Origin of the sequence: Ensifer sp. SL37 (genome assembly GCF_026672675.1) — a bacterium.
Taxonomy (GTDB): Bacteria; Pseudomonadota; Alphaproteobacteria; order Rhizobiales; family Rhizobiaceae; genus Ensifer; species Ensifer adhaerens.
This window is the reverse complement of sequence record NZ_JAPPRN010000006.1, coordinates 2162446-2181416: the sequence shown is the minus strand read 5'-3', so window position 1 is coordinate 2181416 and position 18971 is coordinate 2162446. Positions and strand designations below refer to the sequence as shown.

21 protein-coding genes and 1 tRNA gene are annotated in these 18971 nt (G+C 61.8%); 10 read left to right on the top strand and 12 right to left on the bottom strand.

All coding sequences use genetic code 11. The annotated features are described in order from the left end of the window. Positions 1-5: 5 nt before the first annotated feature. Positions 6-446, bottom strand: a complete 441-nt coding sequence (locus OVA00_RS22585) for an acetyltransferase (protein WP_113079938.1) — start codon at positions 444-446, stop codon at positions 6-8. A 314-nt stretch (positions 447-760) separates the two neighbouring features. Between OVA00_RS22585 and OVA00_RS22580 the strand changes: the two genes are divergently transcribed. The 3 genes from OVA00_RS22580 (at position 761) to OVA00_RS22570 (ending at position 2404) form a co-directional block, all read left to right on the top strand. Further along, the gene (locus tag OVA00_RS22580; protein ID WP_156133954.1) at positions 761-919 is read left to right on the top strand and encodes a hypothetical protein; all 159 of its coding nucleotides are present in this window, start codon (positions 761-763) and stop codon (positions 917-919) included. A gap of 216 nt (positions 920-1135) precedes the next feature. Further along, entirely contained in the window at positions 1136-1501 is a 366-nt protein-coding gene (locus tag OVA00_RS22575; protein WP_034806483.1) for a hypothetical protein, read from the top strand. A gap of 174 nt (positions 1502-1675) precedes the next feature. After that, entirely contained in the window at positions 1676-2404 is a 729-nt protein-coding gene (locus OVA00_RS22570; protein WP_162741128.1) for a hypothetical protein, read from the top strand. A gap of 138 nt (positions 2405-2542) precedes the next feature. Here OVA00_RS22570 and OVA00_RS22565 read toward each other — a convergent pair. From OVA00_RS22565 to OVA00_RS22555, 3 genes are all read right to left on the bottom strand, one after another. Further along, positions 2543-2619 (bottom strand) — tRNA-Met (locus OVA00_RS22565). A 135-nt stretch (positions 2620-2754) separates the two neighbouring features. Further along, a complete protein-coding gene (mnmA, locus tag OVA00_RS22560; RefSeq protein ID WP_051659745.1) occupies positions 2755-4008 on the bottom strand; it encodes a tRNA 2-thiouridine(34) synthase MnmA in 1254 nt (417 codons plus the stop codon). Positions 4009-4175: 167 nt separating this feature from the next. Beyond that, complete coding sequence (locus OVA00_RS22555; protein ID WP_034806462.1) at positions 4176-4925, bottom strand: helix-turn-helix transcriptional regulator; 750 nt, start codon at positions 4923-4925, stop codon at positions 4176-4178. A 478-nt stretch (positions 4926-5403) separates the two neighbouring features. Here OVA00_RS22555 and sciP point away from each other — a divergent pair, with 478 nt between their 5' ends. Further along, positions 5404-5679 carry a CtrA inhibitor SciP gene (gene sciP, locus OVA00_RS22550; protein WP_003527546.1) on the top strand — a complete coding sequence of 92 codons (276 nt, stop codon included), beginning with the start codon at positions 5404-5406 and terminating at the stop codon, positions 5677-5679. Positions 5680-5885: 206 nt separating this feature from the next. Continuing rightward, positions 5886-6167 (top strand): GNAT family N-acetyltransferase, encoded by a 282-nt coding sequence (locus OVA00_RS22545; protein WP_060605870.1) that lies wholly within the window; start codon positions 5886-5888, stop codon positions 6165-6167. A 327-nt stretch (positions 6168-6494) separates the two neighbouring features. Here the strand turns inward: OVA00_RS22545 and OVA00_RS22540 are convergent, their stop codons facing one another. Continuing rightward, positions 6495-6845 (bottom strand): flagellar export protein FliJ, encoded by a 351-nt coding sequence (locus OVA00_RS22540; RefSeq protein ID WP_034806460.1) that lies wholly within the window; start codon positions 6843-6845, stop codon positions 6495-6497. Between the two features lie 441 nt (positions 6846-7286). Between OVA00_RS22540 and ctrA the strand changes: the two genes are divergently transcribed. After that, a complete protein-coding gene (gene ctrA / locus OVA00_RS22535; protein ID WP_025424706.1) occupies positions 7287-7988 on the top strand; it encodes a response regulator transcription factor CtrA in 702 nt (233 codons plus the stop codon). A gap of 274 nt (positions 7989-8262) precedes the next feature. Here ctrA and OVA00_RS22530 read toward each other — a convergent pair whose 3' ends face one another. The 3 genes from OVA00_RS22530 to OVA00_RS22520 all read right to left on the bottom strand — a co-directional run bounded on the left by OVA00_RS22530 (position 8263) and on the right by OVA00_RS22520 (position 9953). Next, positions 8263-8625 carry a response regulator gene (locus tag OVA00_RS22530; protein WP_034806707.1) on the bottom strand — a complete coding sequence of 121 codons (363 nt, stop codon included), beginning with the start codon at positions 8623-8625 and terminating at the stop codon, positions 8263-8265. Between the two features lie 253 nt (positions 8626-8878). Further along, on the bottom strand, positions 8879-9529 hold the full coding sequence (gene chpT, locus OVA00_RS22525) for a histidine phosphotransferase ChpT (protein WP_034806457.1): 651 nt from the start codon (positions 9527-9529) through the stop codon (positions 8879-8881). 67 nt (positions 9530-9596) lie between these two features. Next, complete coding sequence (locus tag OVA00_RS22520) at positions 9597-9953, bottom strand: hypothetical protein (protein ID WP_268090394.1); 357 nt, start codon at positions 9951-9953, stop codon at positions 9597-9599. Between OVA00_RS22520 and OVA00_RS22515 the strand changes: the two genes are divergently transcribed. Then, complete coding sequence (locus OVA00_RS22515) at positions 9858-10397, top strand: DUF1134 domain-containing protein (RefSeq protein WP_268090356.1); 540 nt, start codon at positions 9858-9860, stop codon at positions 10395-10397. The genes OVA00_RS22520 and OVA00_RS22515 overlap by 96 nt on opposite strands. 161 nt (positions 10398-10558) lie before the next feature. Further along, positions 10559-11722, top strand: a complete 1164-nt coding sequence (locus OVA00_RS22510; protein WP_268089637.1) for a hypothetical protein — start codon at positions 10559-10561, stop codon at positions 11720-11722. A 46-nt stretch (positions 11723-11768) separates the two neighbouring features. On the opposite strand, the gene OVA00_RS22505 is transcribed toward OVA00_RS22510, so the two are convergent. Both OVA00_RS22505 and OVA00_RS22500 read right to left on the bottom strand, forming a co-directional pair. After that, positions 11769-12605 carry a TrmH family RNA methyltransferase gene (locus tag OVA00_RS22505; RefSeq protein WP_034806450.1) on the bottom strand — a complete coding sequence of 279 codons (837 nt, stop codon included), beginning with the start codon at positions 12603-12605 and terminating at the stop codon, positions 11769-11771. 4 nt (positions 12606-12609) lie between these two features. Next, positions 12610-12993 (bottom strand): hypothetical protein, encoded by a 384-nt coding sequence (locus OVA00_RS22500; protein WP_034806447.1) that lies wholly within the window; start codon positions 12991-12993, stop codon positions 12610-12612. Positions 12994-13022: 29 nt separating this feature from the next. On the opposite strand from OVA00_RS22500, the gene OVA00_RS22495 reads away from it, so the two are divergent. After that, positions 13023-14051 carry an RluA family pseudouridine synthase gene (locus tag OVA00_RS22495; RefSeq protein WP_034806444.1) on the top strand — a complete coding sequence of 343 codons (1029 nt, stop codon included), beginning with the start codon at positions 13023-13025 and terminating at the stop codon, positions 14049-14051. Between the two features lie 210 nt (positions 14052-14261). After that, positions 14262-15167, top strand: coding sequence for an RNA polymerase sigma factor RpoH (gene rpoH / locus OVA00_RS22490; protein ID WP_034806441.1), 906 nt, complete (start codon positions 14262-14264; stop codon positions 15165-15167). A 93-nt stretch (positions 15168-15260) separates the two neighbouring features. Here the strand turns inward: rpoH and OVA00_RS22485 are convergent, their stop codons facing one another. Beyond that, on the bottom strand, positions 15261-17582 hold the full coding sequence (locus tag OVA00_RS22485; protein WP_268089636.1) for a hypothetical protein: 2322 nt from the start codon (positions 17580-17582) through the stop codon (positions 15261-15263). A gap of 63 nt (positions 17583-17645) precedes the next feature. Beyond that, a complete protein-coding gene (locus OVA00_RS22480; protein WP_034806437.1) occupies positions 17646-18944 on the bottom strand; it encodes an adenylosuccinate synthase in 1299 nt (432 codons plus the stop codon). Positions 18945-18971: the final 27 nt, after the last annotated feature.

Genomic DNA, 18971 nt, shown 5'->3' with positions numbered 1-18971 from the left:
GTCGTTCAGCCGCGCCTCAGATGCAGCAGGGGATAGGGCCGGCCTGCATCGTCGACAGGCGAACGCCCGACCACCTCAAAACCCATTCGCCGATAGAAACCGGCGCCGGACACATTCTGCTCGTTGACGTCAACCGTCAGCACCGGATGCAGGCTCATCGCATGCTCGACAAGCCGCCGACCGACGCCAGCGCCGCGCGCCTCGGCCTGGACGAAGAGCGAGTCGATCTGCGCCCCACTCATGCCCATGAAACCGAGCGCCAGGTCATTTTCATCCGCGGCGATCCAGAACTCGGCGGCCGGCAGATACTGGTCGCGCACCAGGACCTCGATCGCAGCAAAATCCTCCGGCGTCAGGAAATCATGGGTGGCGACAACGGCGCTGCGCCAGATCTCGAAGGTGCGCGGAAAATCGGATGGACGGGAGGGGCGGATGGAGATGGTCATGATGCAATCGCTTCTGAAAATGCGGCGGCGCGAGGCGTGCCGCGCGTCCGGCTGTGGCCAACGCGACTTTGCGAGGGCGCCAGCCTGTGAAGATGTCCGGTCCTGATCCGCACCGGCCGAGCCGCGCACCTTATCCGCAGCCCCGACGATCGCAAGCGATCTCCGCACCTGCGGTTTTCAGGCCACGCCGGTTAAGAATTCAGCAACCATATTCCATGTTCCCCGGGGAACAGCACGATTGACGCCACACGATAGTCTCCATGTCACGGTTCTTAGCCACACATCAACGAACGCAGGGACTGGAGGACAAGGACATGATCAAAACCGCTTTCGGCGTCAACGTCACCGTACTGGTCTTCTCGATCACCGTGATCGCCATCATGCACTTCGCCCTGTCCCAATATCGCGCAGCCGAAATCGCCAACATCGACCTGCCGGACTACACGACGATCACTTCGTCGATTCATCGCTGAAGCGACCTACCCCGCGGCGGCAGCCGGGCAGCATGCCTGACTGGTTTCTACGCACACCCTCTCAAGCCGCATCTGCAGGCGCTGCCATCGATGATGGCGGCGCCTTTTGCATCGATCATCGGCTCCATGTATGGCCAAAGGGATTATGATAGGGAACGCTGACTGAACGAATCGCCGCTCAAGACAGCGTTGGCAGCATATCCAGGAAGGCCCGAAATGACGGATCCGCAAAACGAACTGAAACTCAGCGCGTTCAAGTTCCACGAGCAGGCCGTCCGCGCCTCCGTCGGCGGAAAACCGCTCGCACTCGATGCGTTGGAACTCGGCGGCGAAATCCTGGTGGTACTGACCTGGCTCGGCAATTCCGAAAGAGGCCTGCGCAAGCCGGAATACGTCCTGCCCCTGAGCGCCGTGGCGCATCAGGCGCTGAGCAACGATCAGGACGCCAAATACAAATGGGCCATCGGCGCCCCGCTGCCGCAATCGCTCTTTGACGGCAGCGCATCAAGGCAGTTCCGCAGACAGTTCGGGGTCAAGAGCGGACCGGCGCTGACATTGCCCTTGAAGCCGCCGCACCATTGACGGCGATTGTGCGTGCCTCAGACGAGCGCTATCGCGTCAGATCTACCTCATCAATCATTGCAATCTTAAAATCGTTAGAGATTGATGCCGTAACCGGCCAGCCACGAGCAGTCATCTCCAGATTGCGGAATGGAACCGTCCCCGCTTACCATGCGTAGGATGGGGGATATGCCTATGAACGACAGAGGCTTCTACATTCCGGTTCTAAGCGCGCTGACCTTGGCCGCCTTTGTACTGCTTATTCGCTTCTTTCCAGATGTGACGAACTGGGAGCTCTGCGAAGCGTCGAGATGCACCGTACAGGATTGGCTGGCAGCGACGGCCGGCTGGGTGGGATTTCTCGCAGCCGCGGTCGGCGCATACTTCGTTTATCACCAATTGGCGGAACAAAGGCGACAAACTGCATTCGCGCTCGGAGATGGCGATCCCGTCTTTCAGGTCCACGTCTACGCTTTCGACCACACACGTGCGGTTCTGCGCTTCATCAATTGGAACAGGCGTACCCTCGCCATTCACCGGATCAGGATCCGGTGCGCGGATGTCGCAATTCCCATGCCGATCAAGTTTCGCTGGTCTGAGGACCAATTCACGCCCGGCGGAGTCGTCAACGACTGCGGGATCAATGCGGCAGGATGGCTCAACACAGTGCCTGGCGTAGAAGGCTGGATAGACAGACAAGGTCGTCCAGATATCTTCGACTTCCAACTGCTCTTCCAGGAAGAAGTTGAAGACTTCATCGAACTCATTGGGGGTCTTAGCACTGCAACGATCGCTGAGATCATTGTAAACGCACAATATGAAGACGGTACGGAAAGACCGATTGATTTTAGGCTGAGGGTACCCGTCATCGATTTCCTGCCGAACACGGCAGCACGTGTACATTTGCACACTGCGGATGGCTAAGAGCATTCAAACAGAGTGCCCGCTTGGCGCCTTTTCAGCAACTTATTCAGCGCGCGTAATGAATCGATCACCTCATTCGCCACGAGGTGGTAACGCATGCCGCACAAGCAAACTATTATCGATTCACTCGGGAAAAAATGGTAGCGGAGGAGGGATTCGAACCCCCGACACAAGGATTATGATTCCTCTGCTCTAACCTACTGAGCTACTCCGCCGGGTACCGCGTCAGGGCTTCGAAGTGGAAGCCGTCTTGACTGGACGGGCGGCTTATACGGCCCGCTTCCGCCCACTGTCAACCCAAGTCTCCGGGAAAATGTGAAGTTTTCACAACAGCCCGGAAATCAAGGGCTTCAGGCGGCTGCCTGCGCCGAAAGCAACGCCTTCAGCGCGGCTTCTGCGCCGGCTTCGCGTTCCGATTTGCGAATAAATCCGCCGCCATAGACGCGCGCATCCTCGCCGACGCCGGAATAGAGTGCGCAGGCTTGGCCGGGTGCAATACCGGCTTCGCCTTCCGCAAGCTCCACATAGATGCCCTCTTCGTCCATCGCGAGCACGGCAGGCGCCGGCTGGCGGGTGGAGCGCACCTTGGCGAAACATTCAAAGCCCCGCGCAGCGGCCACTTCGACGTCCTCATCACCCAGCCAGTTGACGTCGCGCAGGTAGACGCGGCGCGTTTCCAGCGCCTCCTTGGGGCCGACGATGACGCGGCGCGAGCGGGCGTCGAGATAGACGACGTAGAGCGGCTCGCCGGTCGCAACGCCGATGCCGCGGCGCTGGCCGATCGTGTAGTGCAGGATGCCCTCATGCGTGCCGAGCACGCGGCCGTCGAGATGCACGATCTCGCCGGAAAGCGCTGCATTCGGCTTCAGCTTCGACACGATGTCGCTGTACTTGCCCTGGGGCACGAAACAGATGTCCTGGCTGTCTGCCTTCTGGGCGACGACGAGGCCCATTTCCTCGGCGAGCTTGCGGGTCTCGGCCTTGGAGAGATGCCCCAAGGGGAAGCGCAGATAGTCGATCTGCTCCTGCGTCGTTGCAAAGAGGAAGTAGCTCTGGTCGCGATCGGCATCCGTCGGCCGGTAGAGCGCCCGCTGGCCGGCATAGCGCGGTTTCGGGCTCGGGCGCGAGCGGATGTAGTGGCCGGTCGCCAGCGCATCGGCGCCAAGCTCCTTGGCGGTCAAAAGCAGGTCGGCAAACTTGACCGTCTGGTTGCAGGCAACGCAAGGGATCGGCGTTTCGCCGGCGATATAGCTTTCGGCGAAGGGATTGATCACCGTTTCTCGGAAGCGCGCTTCGTAGTCGAGCACGTAGTGGGGAATGCCGAGGGTTTCGCAGACGCGGCGTGCATCGTCGATGTCCTGGCCGGCACAGCAGGAGCCGGCACGGTGCACGGCGGCGCCGTGATCGTAGAGCTGCAGCGTGATGCCGAGAACGTCGTAGCCCTCGCGTTTGAGCAGGCCGGCAACGACGGAACTATCGACGCCACCGGACATGGCAACGACGACACGCGTATCTTCGGGCTTGCGGTCAAAATCGAGACTGTTCACGGGATCCAATCCGGCCTTCGGGCGGCAACCTTGCGCCTGCCCTGTTTCACGCTTCATGCGATGCTTTGCCGAGGAACTCTCGGCCCACGGCATCTTCGGCTCCGCGGCGGCCGGCATCAATCGGATGCATAGAGCGCGTCGCAGTACTTTCAGTTCCGCGACATATAGAAACTTGTCCGTCCGGCGGCAAGGCCGGCCGCTGCCGCTGCCCGGCCTTAAAGGCGTCAGATCAGCTTCAATCGCATGGCGCGGGCAATCGCCTGCATGCGGTTGACGGCATCGAGCTTGCGGGTCGCGCTCTTGAAGTAGCTGCTGACCGTGTAGGTCGAGATCCCCAGGATGATGCCGATCTCGTCGCTGCTCTTGCCGGCAGCCGCCCAGCGCAGACATTCCAACTCGCGGCTCGAGAGTTTTTCACGTGCCGTATTGCCGGTGTCGAAGGTGCGCTCCAGACATTCGAAAAGCTGGACCAGCGTGAGATACAGCGTCGCCCGCTCGACGCCGGCAGGTGCCTCGCGACGGCCCGAAAGCATGGCGATGAAGGGATCGCCGCCACTCGTGTGCAGCAGCACCGCGAAATGGCGCGCCATCTCCGGATGGGCCAGCAGGCGGTGCACCATGGCCTCGTCCGCGGGCTTGGCTGCAACATCGAGCAGCTCGGCCCCGCCGGTCACCGGCAGCTTGGTGAATCGCAACTTTTCGACCAGCCCGCTCGACTGGAAAGTCTCGCAGGCGTCGTACTGGCGCACCAGTTCGGACGGCCAGTTGCTGAGCACCAGCCGCTCGGAAAAGCGCTGCTGTTCGGCCAGCGGCATGCGCGCGATCATGAAATGGCCGAAGCCATAGCGCGCGATCAACCGCCGCATGAGATGCAGAAGTTCGTACTCGGTGCGGACGGTGGCCGTATCGATGTCCGAAAACATCTCCACCGTTTCAGCCTCGCGCAGCAAGGCCGGTTCATGCGATTCCTTCATCTGCGATCACCACATCCCCGGCGCCACCGCACCGGTCGAGAGAAATACAAACAACGCCCCACATCTTCAGGAGCATGAAATTCACCGGACAGGCGAAATAAAACTGCCGCTCCCGGCCTGCCCGCGAAAGAAACGCGCCCGGTTGTGAAAACTATGACGATGCACCAAGAATGAATGCGGGAGCGTACATACGACGCTCATCCTTATTTCGGGGCTTCGTTACCAAAAATTTTAGTTAAAGTGAAATGTGGTATTTGCATGGCTCCCATGTCAATTCCGGGAGAATCCGGATTGTTCTCAAGCGTTTCCACAAGTCGGGGAAATATTGCCCCAAGATCTAAGGGGCGCCACACGCGGATAAAAGCCCGCCGGAAGTGTCTCAAATTATGAGCAAATTGTTACTTGACGCTTAGGCAAATGTTAAATGTGGCAGGCTAAGGTCACGGTCATATGGTCTTGAGTTTGTGTAGAGAGTCCCATGACCGAAATGATGCGACCACGCGTGAAATATGTCATCGGCCCCGATGGCAGCCCTCTGACGATTGCGGATCTGCCGCCGGCTAATACCCGGCGCTGGGTGATCCGCAGGAAGGCTGAGGTTGTTGCCGCCGTGCGCGGTGGCCTGTTGAGCCTGGAAGAGGCGTGCGAACGCTATACCCTTACCGTCGAGGAGTTCCTGTCCTGGCAGTCCTCGATCAACGATCACGGTCTCGCCGGCCTGCGCACCACTCGCATCCAGCAGTATCGCCACTAGTTCGCCCATCACAGGGCCATAGGTCGCGCGGCGGCTCCGGGTTTCCCGGGGTCGCCGCCGTCGTTTTTCCAGGTCCCGCGCGCACCGGCATTGGTTGCGTTTAACGAACGCTCTGTGCACCGGCGATGGCGGGGCAGGCGATTCCGATTTGCGGAAAACTGCGCTAGCTTCCACGCAGACAAACCCGTTCATCAAGGAAGGCTGCCATGGAAATCATGCACGAGGAAACCGGATCGCACGGCCGCTATTCGACGTCAGTCGAAGGCCATACCGGCGAAATGACCTATTCGCGCACCTCGCCTCAACTGATCACCGTCGATCATACGCTCGTTCCGGATGCTCTGCGCGGCAAGGGTGTCGGCCAGGCGCTGGCCAAGCATGCGATCGAGGAAGCCCGCAAGGGCGGCTGGAAGATCATTCCGCTCTGCCCTTTCATGAAGGCCCAGGCGATGCGGCATCCCGAATGGCAGGATGTCATCCAGGGTTGAGACAACCGCGGCAGCCACGGCACAAATCTTAAATCGAAATCGCGACCTTGGCGCGTCTTGAAAGAGGCGCGGCCCTGCAGGCCCCAAAATGAGAAGACCCGCCCGGATGCCGAGGCATCGGGCGGGTCTTTTTGTCTTGTCACGATCGTGCCGGATCGGATCATGCCAGCCGCATGATCCGTCAAGGATGGAACCATCTGCTCCGAAACGGGCAATCGGCCCGTCCAACGGACAAACCCCCCTTGCCGGATCCGGCTCGGGGTTCAAATCACCTTTGGAACAAGGCGTTACGGCCCGCTGCGCCGGATTTTGGCGCAGGAGCCGCAGCTATGCCCGCAGGCGGGTCGACGTGTCCCGCTCTTCGAGGGCCGCCGCCTTCGCGTATTCAGCCTGCACTTCTTCGAGCGCGAGTTCGGCAGCATCCTGCTGCGTCTTCAGTTCGCGAATGGAAACCTGAAGATTGTCGGCTCTTTGACGTGCGGCCTTGGCGAAGGTGGGATAGGCGAAGTGCTGGGGATCGGAGATACCCGACTTCTTCTCCTCGAAAATAATCTGATTTTCCAGATCCTTGGTCATCCGTTCGAACTCAGCCATCATCATCTGAAGCTGGTTCAGCTGACGCTGCTTCTCCCGGACCTGAAATTCCTTCAGGCGGACAAGGCTCTCACGTGCTTTCATACGCAATACTCCCGTGGATAACGAGACCCCGGTTACTGATTTGCCCGCGAGCCGGCCCGAACAGGGCCGGAAACGAAAAATCTTCAGCGATATTAACAAAAGCCTACCGCTGGTAACCTTTCGTTTACGGGCATCGTTAATCATAGGCGTGATGATTTAAGGCTCCGTAAATGCTGAGGCACGAAATGTGACCGCCCCGGCATTAACGAGTCAGAAGAGTCAGATAACGGCATTTCCTCATGTTTCACATGAGATTAGCCGTTCTGGATTCACGTTTGAAATCAGGAGACTGCTAAAAATATTTAACAAACTCGATACACCTTGCCAGAGGGAATCAGAATTTGTTAACCATTTGGTGGCAGCCTCCAAATCAGGCAACGACTGGATCCGTATCGCGTAAGGGTGCCACGACAACCTTGGGCGGCGGAAAAGGGGAAGAATATGCGGGTTCTATTAATTGAAGACGACAGTGCAACGGCTCAGAGCATTGAGCTGATGCTCAAGTCCGAGAGTTTCAACGTCTACACCACCGATCTCGGTGAAGAAGGCGTCGATCTCGGCAAACTTTATGACTATGACATCATCCTTCTCGACCTCAATCTGCCGGACATGTCCGGCTACGAAGTCTTGAGAACGCTGCGTCTTTCCAAGGTGAAGACACCCATCCTGATTCTTTCGGGTATGGCCGGCATCGAAGACAAGGTTCGCGGCCTGGGCTTCGGCGCAGACGACTACATGACCAAGCCGTTCCACAAGGACGAACTGGTCGCTCGCATTCATGCGATCGTCCGCCGCTCCAAGGGCCACGCCCAGTCGGTCATCTCCACCGGCGAGCTCATCGTCAACCTGGATGCCAAGACGGTTGAAGTCGGCGGACAGCGCGTCCACCTGACCGGCAAGGAATACCAGATGCTCGAGCTGCTCTCGCTGCGCAAGGGCACGACGCTCACCAAGGAAATGTTCCTGAACCACCTCTACGGCGGCATGGACGAGCCGGAACTGAAGATCATCGACGTCTTCATCTGCAAGCTGCGCAAGAAGCTTGCAAACGCCGCCGGCGGCGCCAACTACATCGAAACCGTCTGGGGCCGCGGCTATGTGCTGCGCGAGCCGGATGGTGCCGAATACGCCGAAACTGCCTGATTCCCCGCCAGGGCTTGCACCGATCCCCGCATGATGCGGGCCCGACATTCAAGAGTTTCGCAAAACCCGCCTATGAGGCGGGTTTTGTTTTGCGCGCAAACGACCACGCTTGCCGGTCCTGCAATGCCCGGCGGATGCCAGGGTTGCGCGCGCCTGCACCCTCCCCTTCCCCGACGCTCGAAAATCTGATCCGCTCGCCCGCTCCGCACACAACAAAAAGCCGCGGCAAACGCCACGGCTTGATTTTGCTGCAAACAGATCAGGATAAGGCGGCTCAGGCCGCCATCGACTGGCTCGCGAAAACGCTGGTCAGGATCTTGCGGTCGAAAGGCTTCAGCAGGAAGTCGTCCGCGCCAGCGCGCTTGCCGGCCATCATCTTCTTCAGGTCTGCCTCGACGACGCAGTAATAGATCCGCACCGAAGGGCCGTTCGGCAACCGCCGAATATTGCCGATGAGCTCGAGCGCGCCTTCGAGGCCCGCGTCGATGATCAGGATGTTCGGGAGTTCCGCTTCGCAGCGCACAAGCGCCTCGAGGCTGTTCGACGCCTCGTAAACCATGAAGCCCATGCCGGAGAGGATACGTTTTCCAACTTTCCGCACGACATCCGAGCCGTCGGCAATCATCAAACGTCGCATGTCCAACTCCCTTCGCCACTTACCTATACGCGTATCGGCATTCCTGAAACAACTCTATACAAATTTGGGAAAGATTTCGTTACGGAGTTTGCTTAACGAAGCTTTTTCATGCGGGATCAACACTCTGAAAACATTAAATTTTCCAGAATGCGAGCGAGATCGAAACGCATATGGCAGATACGTTTCCGCCGGATGCGATGGCACCCGGCGGCTGTCGAGAAGTCAAGAAATAGGAATACCTGGCGCCGTCGAATTAAACCTCAGGCTGCATTTTGGCCGTAAAGATGATTTCCTCGCCGGTCGAGGTAACGGCGATTTCCATGCGCGCCTCCTCGCCGAGAAGCACGGTGTAATAGGGCTGGATCGAATGGGCATCGACCGCCTCTTCCGGCGTGCCGGACAGGAGTTCCACCAGCCTCGGCGGTACCCGCATCATCCGGCCCTTCGCAACGAGCGTGAACGCGGCGTCGAATTCCGGATTCTCGAGCGTCACGTCGATCGAGCCGCCGCGCGGAATGGCGCCGTAGGCAATCAGGAAGAGGTTCAGAAGCAGCTTGACCCGGTTCTTGGCGATGATCGCCCGCGGGCCGTGCCAATTGACCTCGGTCTTCTTCTCGGCAGCGGCAAAATCCTTGGCGGCCTTTTCCGCTTCGCCGGTGTCGATCGACGCGCCGACCGAACCCGAGGCACCGAAGGCAAGGCGCGCAAACTTCAGCCGGACAGAGGCGTTGAGCGCGCTCGTGCGGATGAGGTCCATCGCATCGGCATCGGCGCCGCCCTCGTCGAGCAGTTCCAGGCCGTTGTTGATGGCGCCGACCGGGGAAATGATGTCGTGGCAAACCCGGCTGCACAGAAGCGCGGCCAGATCGGGTCCCGTCAATGTCAGGTTCGGATTCGTTGCCATCTTAGTTCCTTGTTTGGTGCCATCGGCCGTCGCCTGGAGCACGCGCCGTGGTCACGCCGGTAAACCCTCACGCGTGAAGACGCAAGTCATGAGCTGCCCGGCGCAGCCGTTCATCAGTGGAACATAATGACACCACATTTGGTAAACCGATTGTTAAGACCATCAGTTCAAATTGCATGGCATTGGTCCAGACCCCAACTGGCCGAGCGGTGATCTGACTGTCGGCCACTGCAAACCCGCAAGCGAGCAATTTTCGCGCCTGACGGAGGATATGATGCATCAGATCATGAAGGCAGCCACATCGGCTGGCCGTGTTGTCCTGGCCACGATGTTTCTGGTCGCCGGCGCCCTGTCCGCTGCGCACGCCCAGTCGGCGAACAACAACAGCCAATACACAATGCAGGAAATCGTCGATGCCGGTCACGGCTTCTTCGGCGAAACCTCGGGCGGCCTTGCCAAGGTCGTCGAACGTGCCTTTGAACGCTACGGCCTGCCGAACGGCTACATTCTCGGGCAGGAAGGCTCAGGCGCGTTCATCGCCGGCCTCACCTATGGCGAAGGCGAGCTCAACACCAAGAATGCCGGACAGCACAGCGTCTTCTGGCAGGGGCCGTCGCTCGGCATCGACTGGGGTGGCCAGGGCAGCCGCGCGATGATGCTCGTCTACAATCTGCCGAGCGTGCCGGCGCTCTACAAGCGCTTCGGCGGCGTCTCCGGCTCGGCCTATGTGGTTGCCGGCGTCGGCATGACGGTGCTGACCGACGAGAACATCGTCGTGGTGCCGATCCGCACCGGCATCGGCGCGCGCCTCGGCGTCAATGTCGGCTACCTCAAGATGACCCAGACCCCCACCTGGAATCCCTTCTAAGACCGTTGCCGGACCTGCCTGTCGCAAAATCCGGCACCATAGACTTGCAGCGCACGAAACGTCATGTTTAGTGCAAGGAAGCGGAAGATGGAGCGCCTGCCGCGCCCTTTGTGGCCGGGCAGGCGGTTCGGTTTCCGGTCCAGTTTCGAAACGGCCAGCTCGTGATCCAATTCTCGCTTCTCTTTGCCCTGGGCTTTCTGACGGCGATCATCATCGGTCTCCTGGTCGCACCGGCGATCCACCGCCGTATCGTGCGTTTCGCCGAGGACCGGCTGAAAGCGACGATGCCGCTCAGCCCTCAGGAGGTGCGCGCGCAAAAGGATGCTGCCCGCGCCGCCTTTGCCGCCGAGAATGCCCGCACGCTTCAGGCCCTGAAGCGCGAACGGGACAAGGGCGTGTCACTGATGCTCACAAATGAGAAGAGCTTGCAGGAAGCCCGTCGCCTCAGCGGCGAAAACGCCGATCTGCACGCCCAGCTGGCCGACATGAACGTTGAGGCGGCAGACATGCGCTCGGCCATCCGCCAGTTCGAACAGCGGCTGGAACGCATGAAGGCGACCCTCGACAGCGTCGAGCGGGACAACGCCGGCAAGGCTGACGAGATCAGAAAGCGCGACGCCCAGCTCGCCCAGGATGCGGCCCAGACCGACAATCTGCGGATCGATCTGGCTGCGCGCGAGACCGAGGTCGAGCATCTGAAGAGCCGGATTGCCACGCTGCGCGACGAGCGCGAAGCCCTGCGCAGCGACTTGAAGACCGAGACCACCCATGCAAAGGAAATGGAGCTCCGCCTGTCGCGCGACGGGACCCGCCTTCACCGGCTGGAAGACAAGCTTGCGCGCGAAATGGCGACCAGCGCCGATCGCGAGAGCGCGCTCGAAAGGCGCGCCGGGGAAATCGAGAGATTGAAAGCCAAGGTCAAGGACACCAACCAGGAAATGCGTGACGCCGCCAAGGCTCTCCGCGCCGCGGGCGTCGCCTTTCCCCTGCGCCGCGACCGCAAGCCGGCATCCGAACCGGCCGCCAACGGCGCCGCGGAACCGGCCCAATCCGTAGGAGGGGAGCCCGGCTCCATCGTCGCCGCCGACGACCTGCGCAATCGCGCCACCGCCCTTTCGGAGCGCCTGACCAACTCCAAGTCCGCAGCCCATGACGAGGCGCTTCGTGATGAAGTCGCAGCAATCGCCGCGGGCATGGTCGCACTGACGGCGACGAACGAAGGCGCCGCCTCCCCCATCCTCGGCCTGCTCTCGGGCGAGGATGAAGGCACCGGTAACAGGAAAAGCCTGGCAAAGCGCGTCAAGGACATCCTGCCGCGCGAGTAGTGCACGCAGCCGTCGGAATCATCTGCCCTTCCACCAGTGCGAACCGTCAGATCCGGCCGTTGATCAATGCCACCTGGTGCAATGCGATGCCCGCCGCGGTCGACACATTGAGGCTGTCGAGCCCAGGACGCTGGCGGATGCGCGCCGTCTGGATCGCCGTCATCACCGATTGCGGCAGCCCCTCGCCCTCGGTCCCCATCAGAAGCGCCGTGCGCTGCGCCGCCGGGATCGCCCCGATGTCGATCGTTCCCGCCGGCGACAGGCCCCAGATTGCAAAGCCCGCATCCTGCAGCTGCTGCAGCATGACGGCAACGGACCCTTCGCGGGCAAAAGGCACCGTCAGCACGGAACCGACGGAAACGCGGATCGCCTTGCGGTACATCGGATCGCAGCTCGTCTCGTCCATCAGCACCGCATCGACCCCGAAGGCCGCGGCGTTTCGGAAAAGCGCACCCATATTGTCGTGGTTGGAGATGCCGCAGGCCGCCAGCACCAGGCTCGACGCGGGTAGCGACGCGATCAGCGCGTCGCGATCCGGCTCGCCTTCGCGGCGCCCCAGTGCCAGCACGCCGCGATGCATGTTGAAGCCGGCGATCGCGTCGAACACCTGCGCATTCGCCACATAGACCGGCACGTCAGGCGGGAAACGCCGAAGAATGTCGCCAACGCCCTCCAGACGGTTTTCCAGAAGCAGGAGGGCCTCGGCCGCAAAGCCACGGCCGGTCTCGTGCGCGGCAGCCAGCATGCGCAGCACCACGGTGCCTTCGGCGATGAAGCGACCCTGCCGCCCCGTCAGATCGCGCTCCTTGATCGAGACGAAACCGGCGATCCGGGGATCGGCGGGATCGTCGATGCGCAAGACGGGCGGGAGGGCGCCTGGCATGCCGTCAGTTCGTCCGAACGGTAATATCCGCAACGATGCGGCCGGTGCCGATGTCGAAGACGATGGCGCGCGGCTCGGCGCCGGGCAGGTTGCCGTAGAACAGCACCTGCGAGCCCGAAAGCGCGACATTTGTCACGGTGAAGCCTGCGGGCAGCGCGGCAACGGCGTTGAGCGGTGCCTCGCTCGGGACGACGGCAGCGGACGTCTGGGCCGGCGCTTTCTCATCCGTGCGTGTCAGCTTGTAGACAATCGTTCCAAGGACAGCCATAAGCATGACCAACATGACGCCGGCCGAGACGAGCTGCAGCTTCACCATCTTGCGGCGGACATTTTCCATCGCCGGATCTAGCGGCTTGTCTTCCTGGTCGTCGGGCTCGATTGCGGTCATGGCTGGCCTTTTTTCGGATTTTTAGCGGAATGAACGACCCCTTTAAACAAGCAACGGCCAATAGGAAAGTCCTGACGGCGGGCGAGGATGCCGCAGGGCGGCTCGATTCCTTCCTGACGGACGCACTTTCGGGTGAATTCTCCCGCAACCGCATCAAGGCCCTGATCGAACAGGGTGCGGTGTCGGTCAACGGCAAGCCGGTGAACGAACCGAAAAAGAAGGTACAACCGGGCGACGTTTTCGAGATCGACCTGCCCGAGCCGGAAGATCCCGAGCCGAAGGGCGAGAACATTCCCCTCGACGTGCTCTATGAGGACAGCGACCTGATCGTGCTGTGCAAGCCGGCCGGCCTTGTCGTGCATCCGGGCGCCGGCAACTGGACCGGCACGCTGGTCAACGCCCTGATCCACCATTGCGGCAGCAGCCTGTCGGGCATCGGCGGCGTCAAGCGCCCCGGCATCGTCCATCGCCTCGACAAGGAGACGAGCGGCGTCATGGTCGTCGCCAAGAACGATGCGGCCCATCGCCATCTCTCGGACCAGTTTGCCGACCACGGCCGCACCGGCCCGCTCGAGCGCGCCTACCGGGCGGTCGTCTGGGGGCGGCCACGGCAACTGAAGGGTACGATCGACGCGCCGCTCGGCCGCGCCGGCGACCGGACGAAGCGCGCGGTCAAGCGCGAGGACAGCGACGACGCCCGCGAGGCGATTACCCATTACGAGGTGGTCGAGCGCTATCTCGAAAAGCCCGACGGCACCTCGCTCGCCTCGACCATCGAATGCCACCTGGAAACGGGCCGGACCCACCAGATCCGCGTGCACATGGCTCATATCGGCCACCCGCTGATCGGCGACCCCGAATACGGCGCCGCCTTCAGAACCAAGGCGAACCTTCTGCCGGAGGCCGCCAAGACCGTCGTCAACCAGTTTCACCGCCAGGCGCTGCATGCCTTCATGCTGCAGTTCGAACACCCCTCGACCGGCGAGACCATGCATTTCGAAGCACCGATGCCGGCCGACATGGCAGCGCTGATCGACGCGCTGCGCAGCGGGGAGTGACCGCCCCTTGAAATCCGGCGAAAGAATTCCGATTTAAGGCGAGCCTCTATTCGTGACATTTCCGTCGCTCCGGCGTCACATGCTTGTGAACCGGACTCCTTGAATCATGCTTTCGCCGTACTTATTTTCTACGTTCGTGGGGTCTTGACGAAGACCCACATGCCCGGCTTGCCGACCGGAGGCCGGAGACTAAAAAGGGGGGTGCTTCATATGGCCCGAAACAATTTGCCGTCCATTGCCGCTGGAGAAGGCGGCCTCAATCGTTACCTCGACGAAATTCGCAAGTTCCCGATGCTGGAGCCGCAGGAAGAGTACATGCTCGCCAAGCGATACCAGGAACATGACGACCGCAAAGCGGCCCACAAGCTCGTCACCAGCCACCTTCGCCTCGTCGCCAAGATCGCGATGGGTTATCGCGGCTACGGCCTGCCGATCGGCGAAGTCGTGTCGGAGGGCAACGTCGGCCTGATGCAGGCCGTGAAGAAGTTCGAACCCGATCGCGGCTTCCGTCTCGCCACCTACGCAATGTGGTGGATCAAGGCGGCGATCCAGGAGTACATCCTGCGCTCGTGGTCGCTGGTCAAGATGGGCACGACCGCCAACCAGAAGCGGCTGTTCTTCAACCTGCGCCGCCTCAAGGGCAAGATCCAGGCACTCGACGAGGGTGACCTGAAGCCGGAGCAGGTCAAGGAAATCGCCACCACGCTCAAGGTGAGCGAGGACGAAGTCGTGTCGATGAACCGCCGCCTGTCCGGCGACGCCTCGCTCAATGCGCCGATCAAGGCGAGCGAAGGCGATTCCGGCCAATGGCAGGACTGGCTCGTCGACGATCACGACAACCAGGAAGAAATCCTGATCGAGCAGGACGAGCTCGAAAGCCGCAGGGCGCTGCTGGCGAACGCGATGAAGGTGCTCAACGACCGTGAGCGTCGCATCTTCGAAGCACGCCGTCTGACCGAAGATCCGCTGACACTTGAGGATCTTTCGGCCGAGTTCGACATCAGCCGCGAGCGCGTCCGACAGATCGAAGTTCGCGCCTTCGAAAAGGTTCAGGATGCCGTGCGCAAGGCAGCGCTGGAGCGCGCCAATTCCTTGCGCGTCGTCGAAGGCGCCTGAGGCGACTGCAGCACTTCAACAGAGCGCGAAAACCAACAAAAAACCCGGCGGTTGCTTCCGCCGGGTTTTCTGTATCTACCGCTCTTATCGAGCTTACTGGCTGTTGCTTTCGGCAGCCGTTCCCGTCGTCGACCAGGCGCGCATCGCCTGGTTGAAGGCATCCGTACCGCTCTGCCCCTTTTCAAGCGTCAGCAGCGCGCGGCGGCCGTTGCGATAGGTGAGCGGAATATCGATCCAGCTGCGGCTGCGCAGCAGTTCGGTGTTGTTGCCGATGGCGTCCGTCGCATCGTTCAGCGCGATCATGTGGAAATCGTCGGTGATCTTGGCCGGAACCGCGATCAAGGCGTCTCCCCGGTCCTGCTCGGTCCGCTTCATCGATACGCGCTGGACGCTGTCGATAGCGCCGCCTTCGAAGTTCGACGGCAGCGAGAACACGAATTCGATGACGTGACTTGCCGGCAGCGACGGATCCGCATTCCGCTTGATCGTCATCAGCGCGGTGAGGCCACGGTCGGGAACGGTGATCTGGGCCTGGATTGCCGGTTCGGGCTTGGCATCGCCGCCAGGCGACTCCTCCTTCACCGTCCATGCCACGGTTCCCGGAACGGCCGTGGGCGAAGACTGGCCAAGGCGCTCCTCGTAGAGGAACATCTTCTCGCCGGTCGCAAGCGCGACTTCAGGCTGGTTCGGCTGGCCCGACGGCTGTCCTGTCGCCGGCGCTCCGGCCTGGCCGGCCGTGCCGCCCTGCCCGGCGGCGGCTTCGACAGGCTTGCCTGCCTCCGTCTGCGGCGCCACGGACTTGCCTTCCTGCGCCGCGCTCTCGCCGGTTGGGTTCGCCGGGCCGTCGTCGGTCTCCGATCCGTCCGCCATCAGGCGCTGCGTGAACTTGGTCGAGCTGTTGTCCGGAGCGACGGTATCGTCGTGCGCAGCCGGTTCCTGCGTGGCGGTTTCGCCAGCGGGCTGCGGCGGCGTGCTTTGTTCTGCCGGCGCTCCGCCGATGTTTGACACCACCGAGGTTATCGACGCCACCATGCCGGAGATCCAGGCATTGCCGGCCTCGCGGTTCTGCCAGTAGGCAAACCCGCCGCCGCCAAGCGCCAGCAGGGCGACACCCGCAATCGCGAGACGCTTAATGCTGAAGCGCGACGGCTTCGGCGTGGCCCGGTAAGATGTCGGCCTCGGCGCCACCGGGGTTGCTTCGCCAGCCCGTTCCGGCTCGCGTGCTGCGGCCGCAGCTCCGGCTCCCGCCGCAGCAGTATTGGCCGCGTCCTCGAAACCGAGCAGGTCATCGATATGATCCCAGGCGGTACCAGCGCGTTCCTGCTGGTTCTGTGCCGCCGGTGCGGCAGTAGCCTGAACTGGCTTTTCGACCGGCCATGACCAGTCGCTGATCTCCGGTTCGGAAGTCTTCTCGGCCCGCCGCTCTTCGATCGCCGCGAAGGGGTCATTGTCGTCAAACGACCAGCCGCGCACCGGGTCCGCCTTCGGCGTCGCCTCAGGCGCATGTTGGTCCGGCTCGGTAACCGGGTGCATCCCCAGGAGCTCGGGCGCGTTATCCGGTTCGTGGGCCTCGGCGGCACGTTCGTCGCTGAGGTGTTCGGCAACCGGGGCGACGGTCGAAGTCGGACCAACGGTCTCCCACTCGGGCAGGTCCCACTCCGAGAGTGCCGGCTTCTGCTCGGCGCTTGCCGCCGGCGCTTCCTCCCAGGCCGGCTCATGCGCGGCATGGTGCAGCGCCTCGACCGACGGGGAAGGCTCCGATGTGTCCTGCGTTTCTGCCACCGGCTCCGAATACTCGGGCGCTTCGTAGGCTGGCGCGTCTTCTTGCGGCTGAGCCACGACGGGACTTTCGTCCAGCGGCGCCGCAACGGCTTCGGCAGGCTCAACGACCGGTTCGTATTCTACCGGCTCGACCGGAGTTTCCTCGGCCAGTTCAGCATGAGGCTCGACGACATGCATCGGTTCCTCATAAGCCTCGACATGGTGGTAGGGCTCGGCGGCGCTTTCCGGTTCCGCGGCCGGCTGTTCGACCTGCTCGGCAACAGCCACCGGTTCGCTTTCGGCAACCGGCGCAGACTGAGCTTCCGGTTCCGGTTCCGGTTCCGGTTCCGGTTCCGGAACGGGCTCGTCTACGGCAGCGTCCGAGGCAACCGGTTCGACGGTCTCCGCCTCGGCTACCTCCGGCTCATCGAGCGCCGGCAGGGCCTCGGCATGTTCGCTGTCGACCTCGGCGATCGCATTTTCGAGCTTCGCCAGCTGGCGATTGATCATGTCGTCCGACGGACGCGGGTTCATGTTTTCGAGTTGGCGGCGCACGGCCGCGCGCGCCTTCTCGTATACCCTGTCCCGCATTTCAGGTGTGTTTTCCGACAGGCCGTCAACGGTCCTGCGAATAACTGCAACAAAGTCCGCCATTAGTACTTTCTCATACGCCCAGGTATGTCTTTGCGATCACGACGCAATGTCAGTTCGCCGACACTAGTCCTCAAAGGGGTCCGTCACAAGTATTGTGTCGTCCCGCTCCGGGCTGGTCGAAAGAAGAGCAACCGGTGCACCGATCAGTTCTTCCACCTGGCGGACATACTTGATCGCTTGCGCCGGAAGATCTGCCCAGCTGCGCGCGCCAACCGTCGATTCTTTCCATCCTTCAAGCGTAACATACACTGGCTTTGCCGAAGCTTGCTGCGCCTGGCTTGCCGGCAGATGGTCGATCTGCTGCCCATCCAGAGTATAGCCGATGCAGATCTTCAGTTCGTCGAGACCATCGAGAACGTCGAGCTTGGTAAGCGCGATGCCGGTGATGCCGTTGGCGGCGACCGACTGACGCACCAGAGCCGCATCGAACCAGCCGCAGCGACGCTTGCGACCCGTGACCGTGCCGAACTCATGCCCCTTCTCGCCGAGGAACTGGCCGATTTCATCGGTAAGCTCAGTCGGGAACGGACCTTCGCCGACGCGCGTCGTATAGGCCTTGGTGATGCCGAGGATATAGCCGAGCGAACCCGGGCCCATGCCCGAGCCGGCGGCAGCCTGGCCGGCGACCGTGTTCGACGAGGTGACGAACGGATAGGTGCCGTGGTCGATGTCGAGCAGCGTGCCCTGCGCGCCTTCGAACAGGATGCGGGCGCCCTTGCGGCGAGCCTTGTCGAGCAGCACCCAGACGGTGTCCATGAACGGCAGCACCTTGGCGGCGACCGACGAAAGCTCCTGCATGATCGCGTCATGGCTGATCTCGGCTTCGCCGAGGCCGCGGCGCAGCGCGTTGTGGTGCGTCAGCAGGCGATCGACCTTGGCCGGCAGCGTGTCAAGGTCGGCAAGATCCATGACGCGGATGGCGCGACGGCCGACCTTGTCTTCGTAAGCCGGACCGATGCCGCGGCGCGTGGTGCCGATCTTCGTACCGCTGTTGGAGGCGGCGTCCTCGCGGATGCCGTCGAGCTCGCGGTGCAGCGACAGGATCAGGGTGGCATTGTCGGCGATGCGCAGATTGTCCGGCGTGATCGCAATGCCCTGCTTGCCGAGCTTGTCGATTTCGGCGATCAACGCGTGCGGATCGATCACGACGCCGTTGCCGATGACGGCAAGCTTGCCGGGACGCACGACGCCGGAGGGCAGGAGCGACAGCTTGTAGCTGACGCCGTCGATCACCAGGGTATGGCCGGCATTGTGACCACCCTGAAAGCGCACGACGATATCCGCGCGCTCGGAGAGCCAATCCACAATCTTGCCTTTGCCTTCGTCACCCCATTGGGAGCCGACCACTACGACATTCGTCATAATTCTCTTCCTGTTCAGGCGCGCAAC

Coding starts and splice junctions, on each gene's coding strand:
- OVA00_RS22495 (WP_034806444.1), top strand. CDS start 13,023: ATGAACGACCCCTTTAAACAAGCAACGGCCAATAGGAAAGTCCTGACG.
- OVA00_RS22500 (WP_034806447.1), bottom strand. CDS start 12,993: ATGACCGCAATCGAGCCCGACGACCAGGAAGACAAGCCGCTAGATCCG.
- OVA00_RS22545 (WP_060605870.1), top strand. CDS start 5,886: ATGGAAATCATGCACGAGGAAACCGGATCGCACGGCCGCTATTCGACG.
- OVA00_RS22505 (WP_034806450.1), bottom strand. CDS start 12,605: ATGCCAGGCGCCCTCCCGCCCGTCTTGCGCATCGACGATCCCGCCGAT.
- OVA00_RS22555 (WP_034806462.1), bottom strand. CDS start 4,925: ATGAAGGAATCGCATGAACCGGCCTTGCTGCGCGAGGCTGAAACGGTG.
- OVA00_RS22580 (WP_156133954.1), top strand. CDS start 761: ATGATCAAAACCGCTTTCGGCGTCAACGTCACCGTACTGGTCTTCTCG.
- OVA00_RS22585 (WP_113079938.1), bottom strand. CDS start 446: ATGACCATCTCCATCCGCCCCTCCCGTCCATCCGATTTTCCGCGCACC.
- rpoH (WP_034806441.1), top strand. CDS start 14,262: ATGGCCCGAAACAATTTGCCGTCCATTGCCGCTGGAGAAGGCGGCCTC.
- OVA00_RS22530 (WP_034806707.1), bottom strand. CDS start 8,625: ATGCGACGTTTGATGATTGCCGACGGCTCGGATGTCGTGCGGAAAGTT.
- OVA00_RS22480 (WP_034806437.1), bottom strand. CDS start 18,944: ATGACGAATGTCGTAGTGGTCGGCTCCCAATGGGGTGACGAAGGCAAA.
- OVA00_RS22515 (WP_268090356.1), top strand. CDS start 9,858: ATGTTTCTGGTCGCCGGCGCCCTGTCCGCTGCGCACGCCCAGTCGGCG.
- OVA00_RS22570 (WP_162741128.1), top strand. CDS start 1,676: ATGAACGACAGAGGCTTCTACATTCCGGTTCTAAGCGCGCTGACCTTG.
- mnmA (WP_051659745.1), bottom strand. CDS start 4,008: ATGAAGCGTGAAACAGGGCAGGCGCAAGGTTGCCGCCCGAAGGCCGGA.
- ctrA (WP_025424706.1), top strand. CDS start 7,287: ATGCGGGTTCTATTAATTGAAGACGACAGTGCAACGGCTCAGAGCATT.
- OVA00_RS22575 (WP_034806483.1), top strand. CDS start 1,136: ATGACGGATCCGCAAAACGAACTGAAACTCAGCGCGTTCAAGTTCCAC.
- sciP (WP_003527546.1), top strand. CDS start 5,404: ATGACCGAAATGATGCGACCACGCGTGAAATATGTCATCGGCCCCGAT.
- chpT (WP_034806457.1), bottom strand. CDS start 9,529: ATGGCAACGAATCCGAACCTGACATTGACGGGACCCGATCTGGCCGCG.
- OVA00_RS22540 (WP_034806460.1), bottom strand. CDS start 6,845: ATGAAAGCACGTGAGAGCCTTGTCCGCCTGAAGGAATTTCAGGTCCGG.
- OVA00_RS22485 (WP_268089636.1), bottom strand. CDS start 17,582: ATGGCGGACTTTGTTGCAGTTATTCGCAGGACCGTTGACGGCCTGTCG.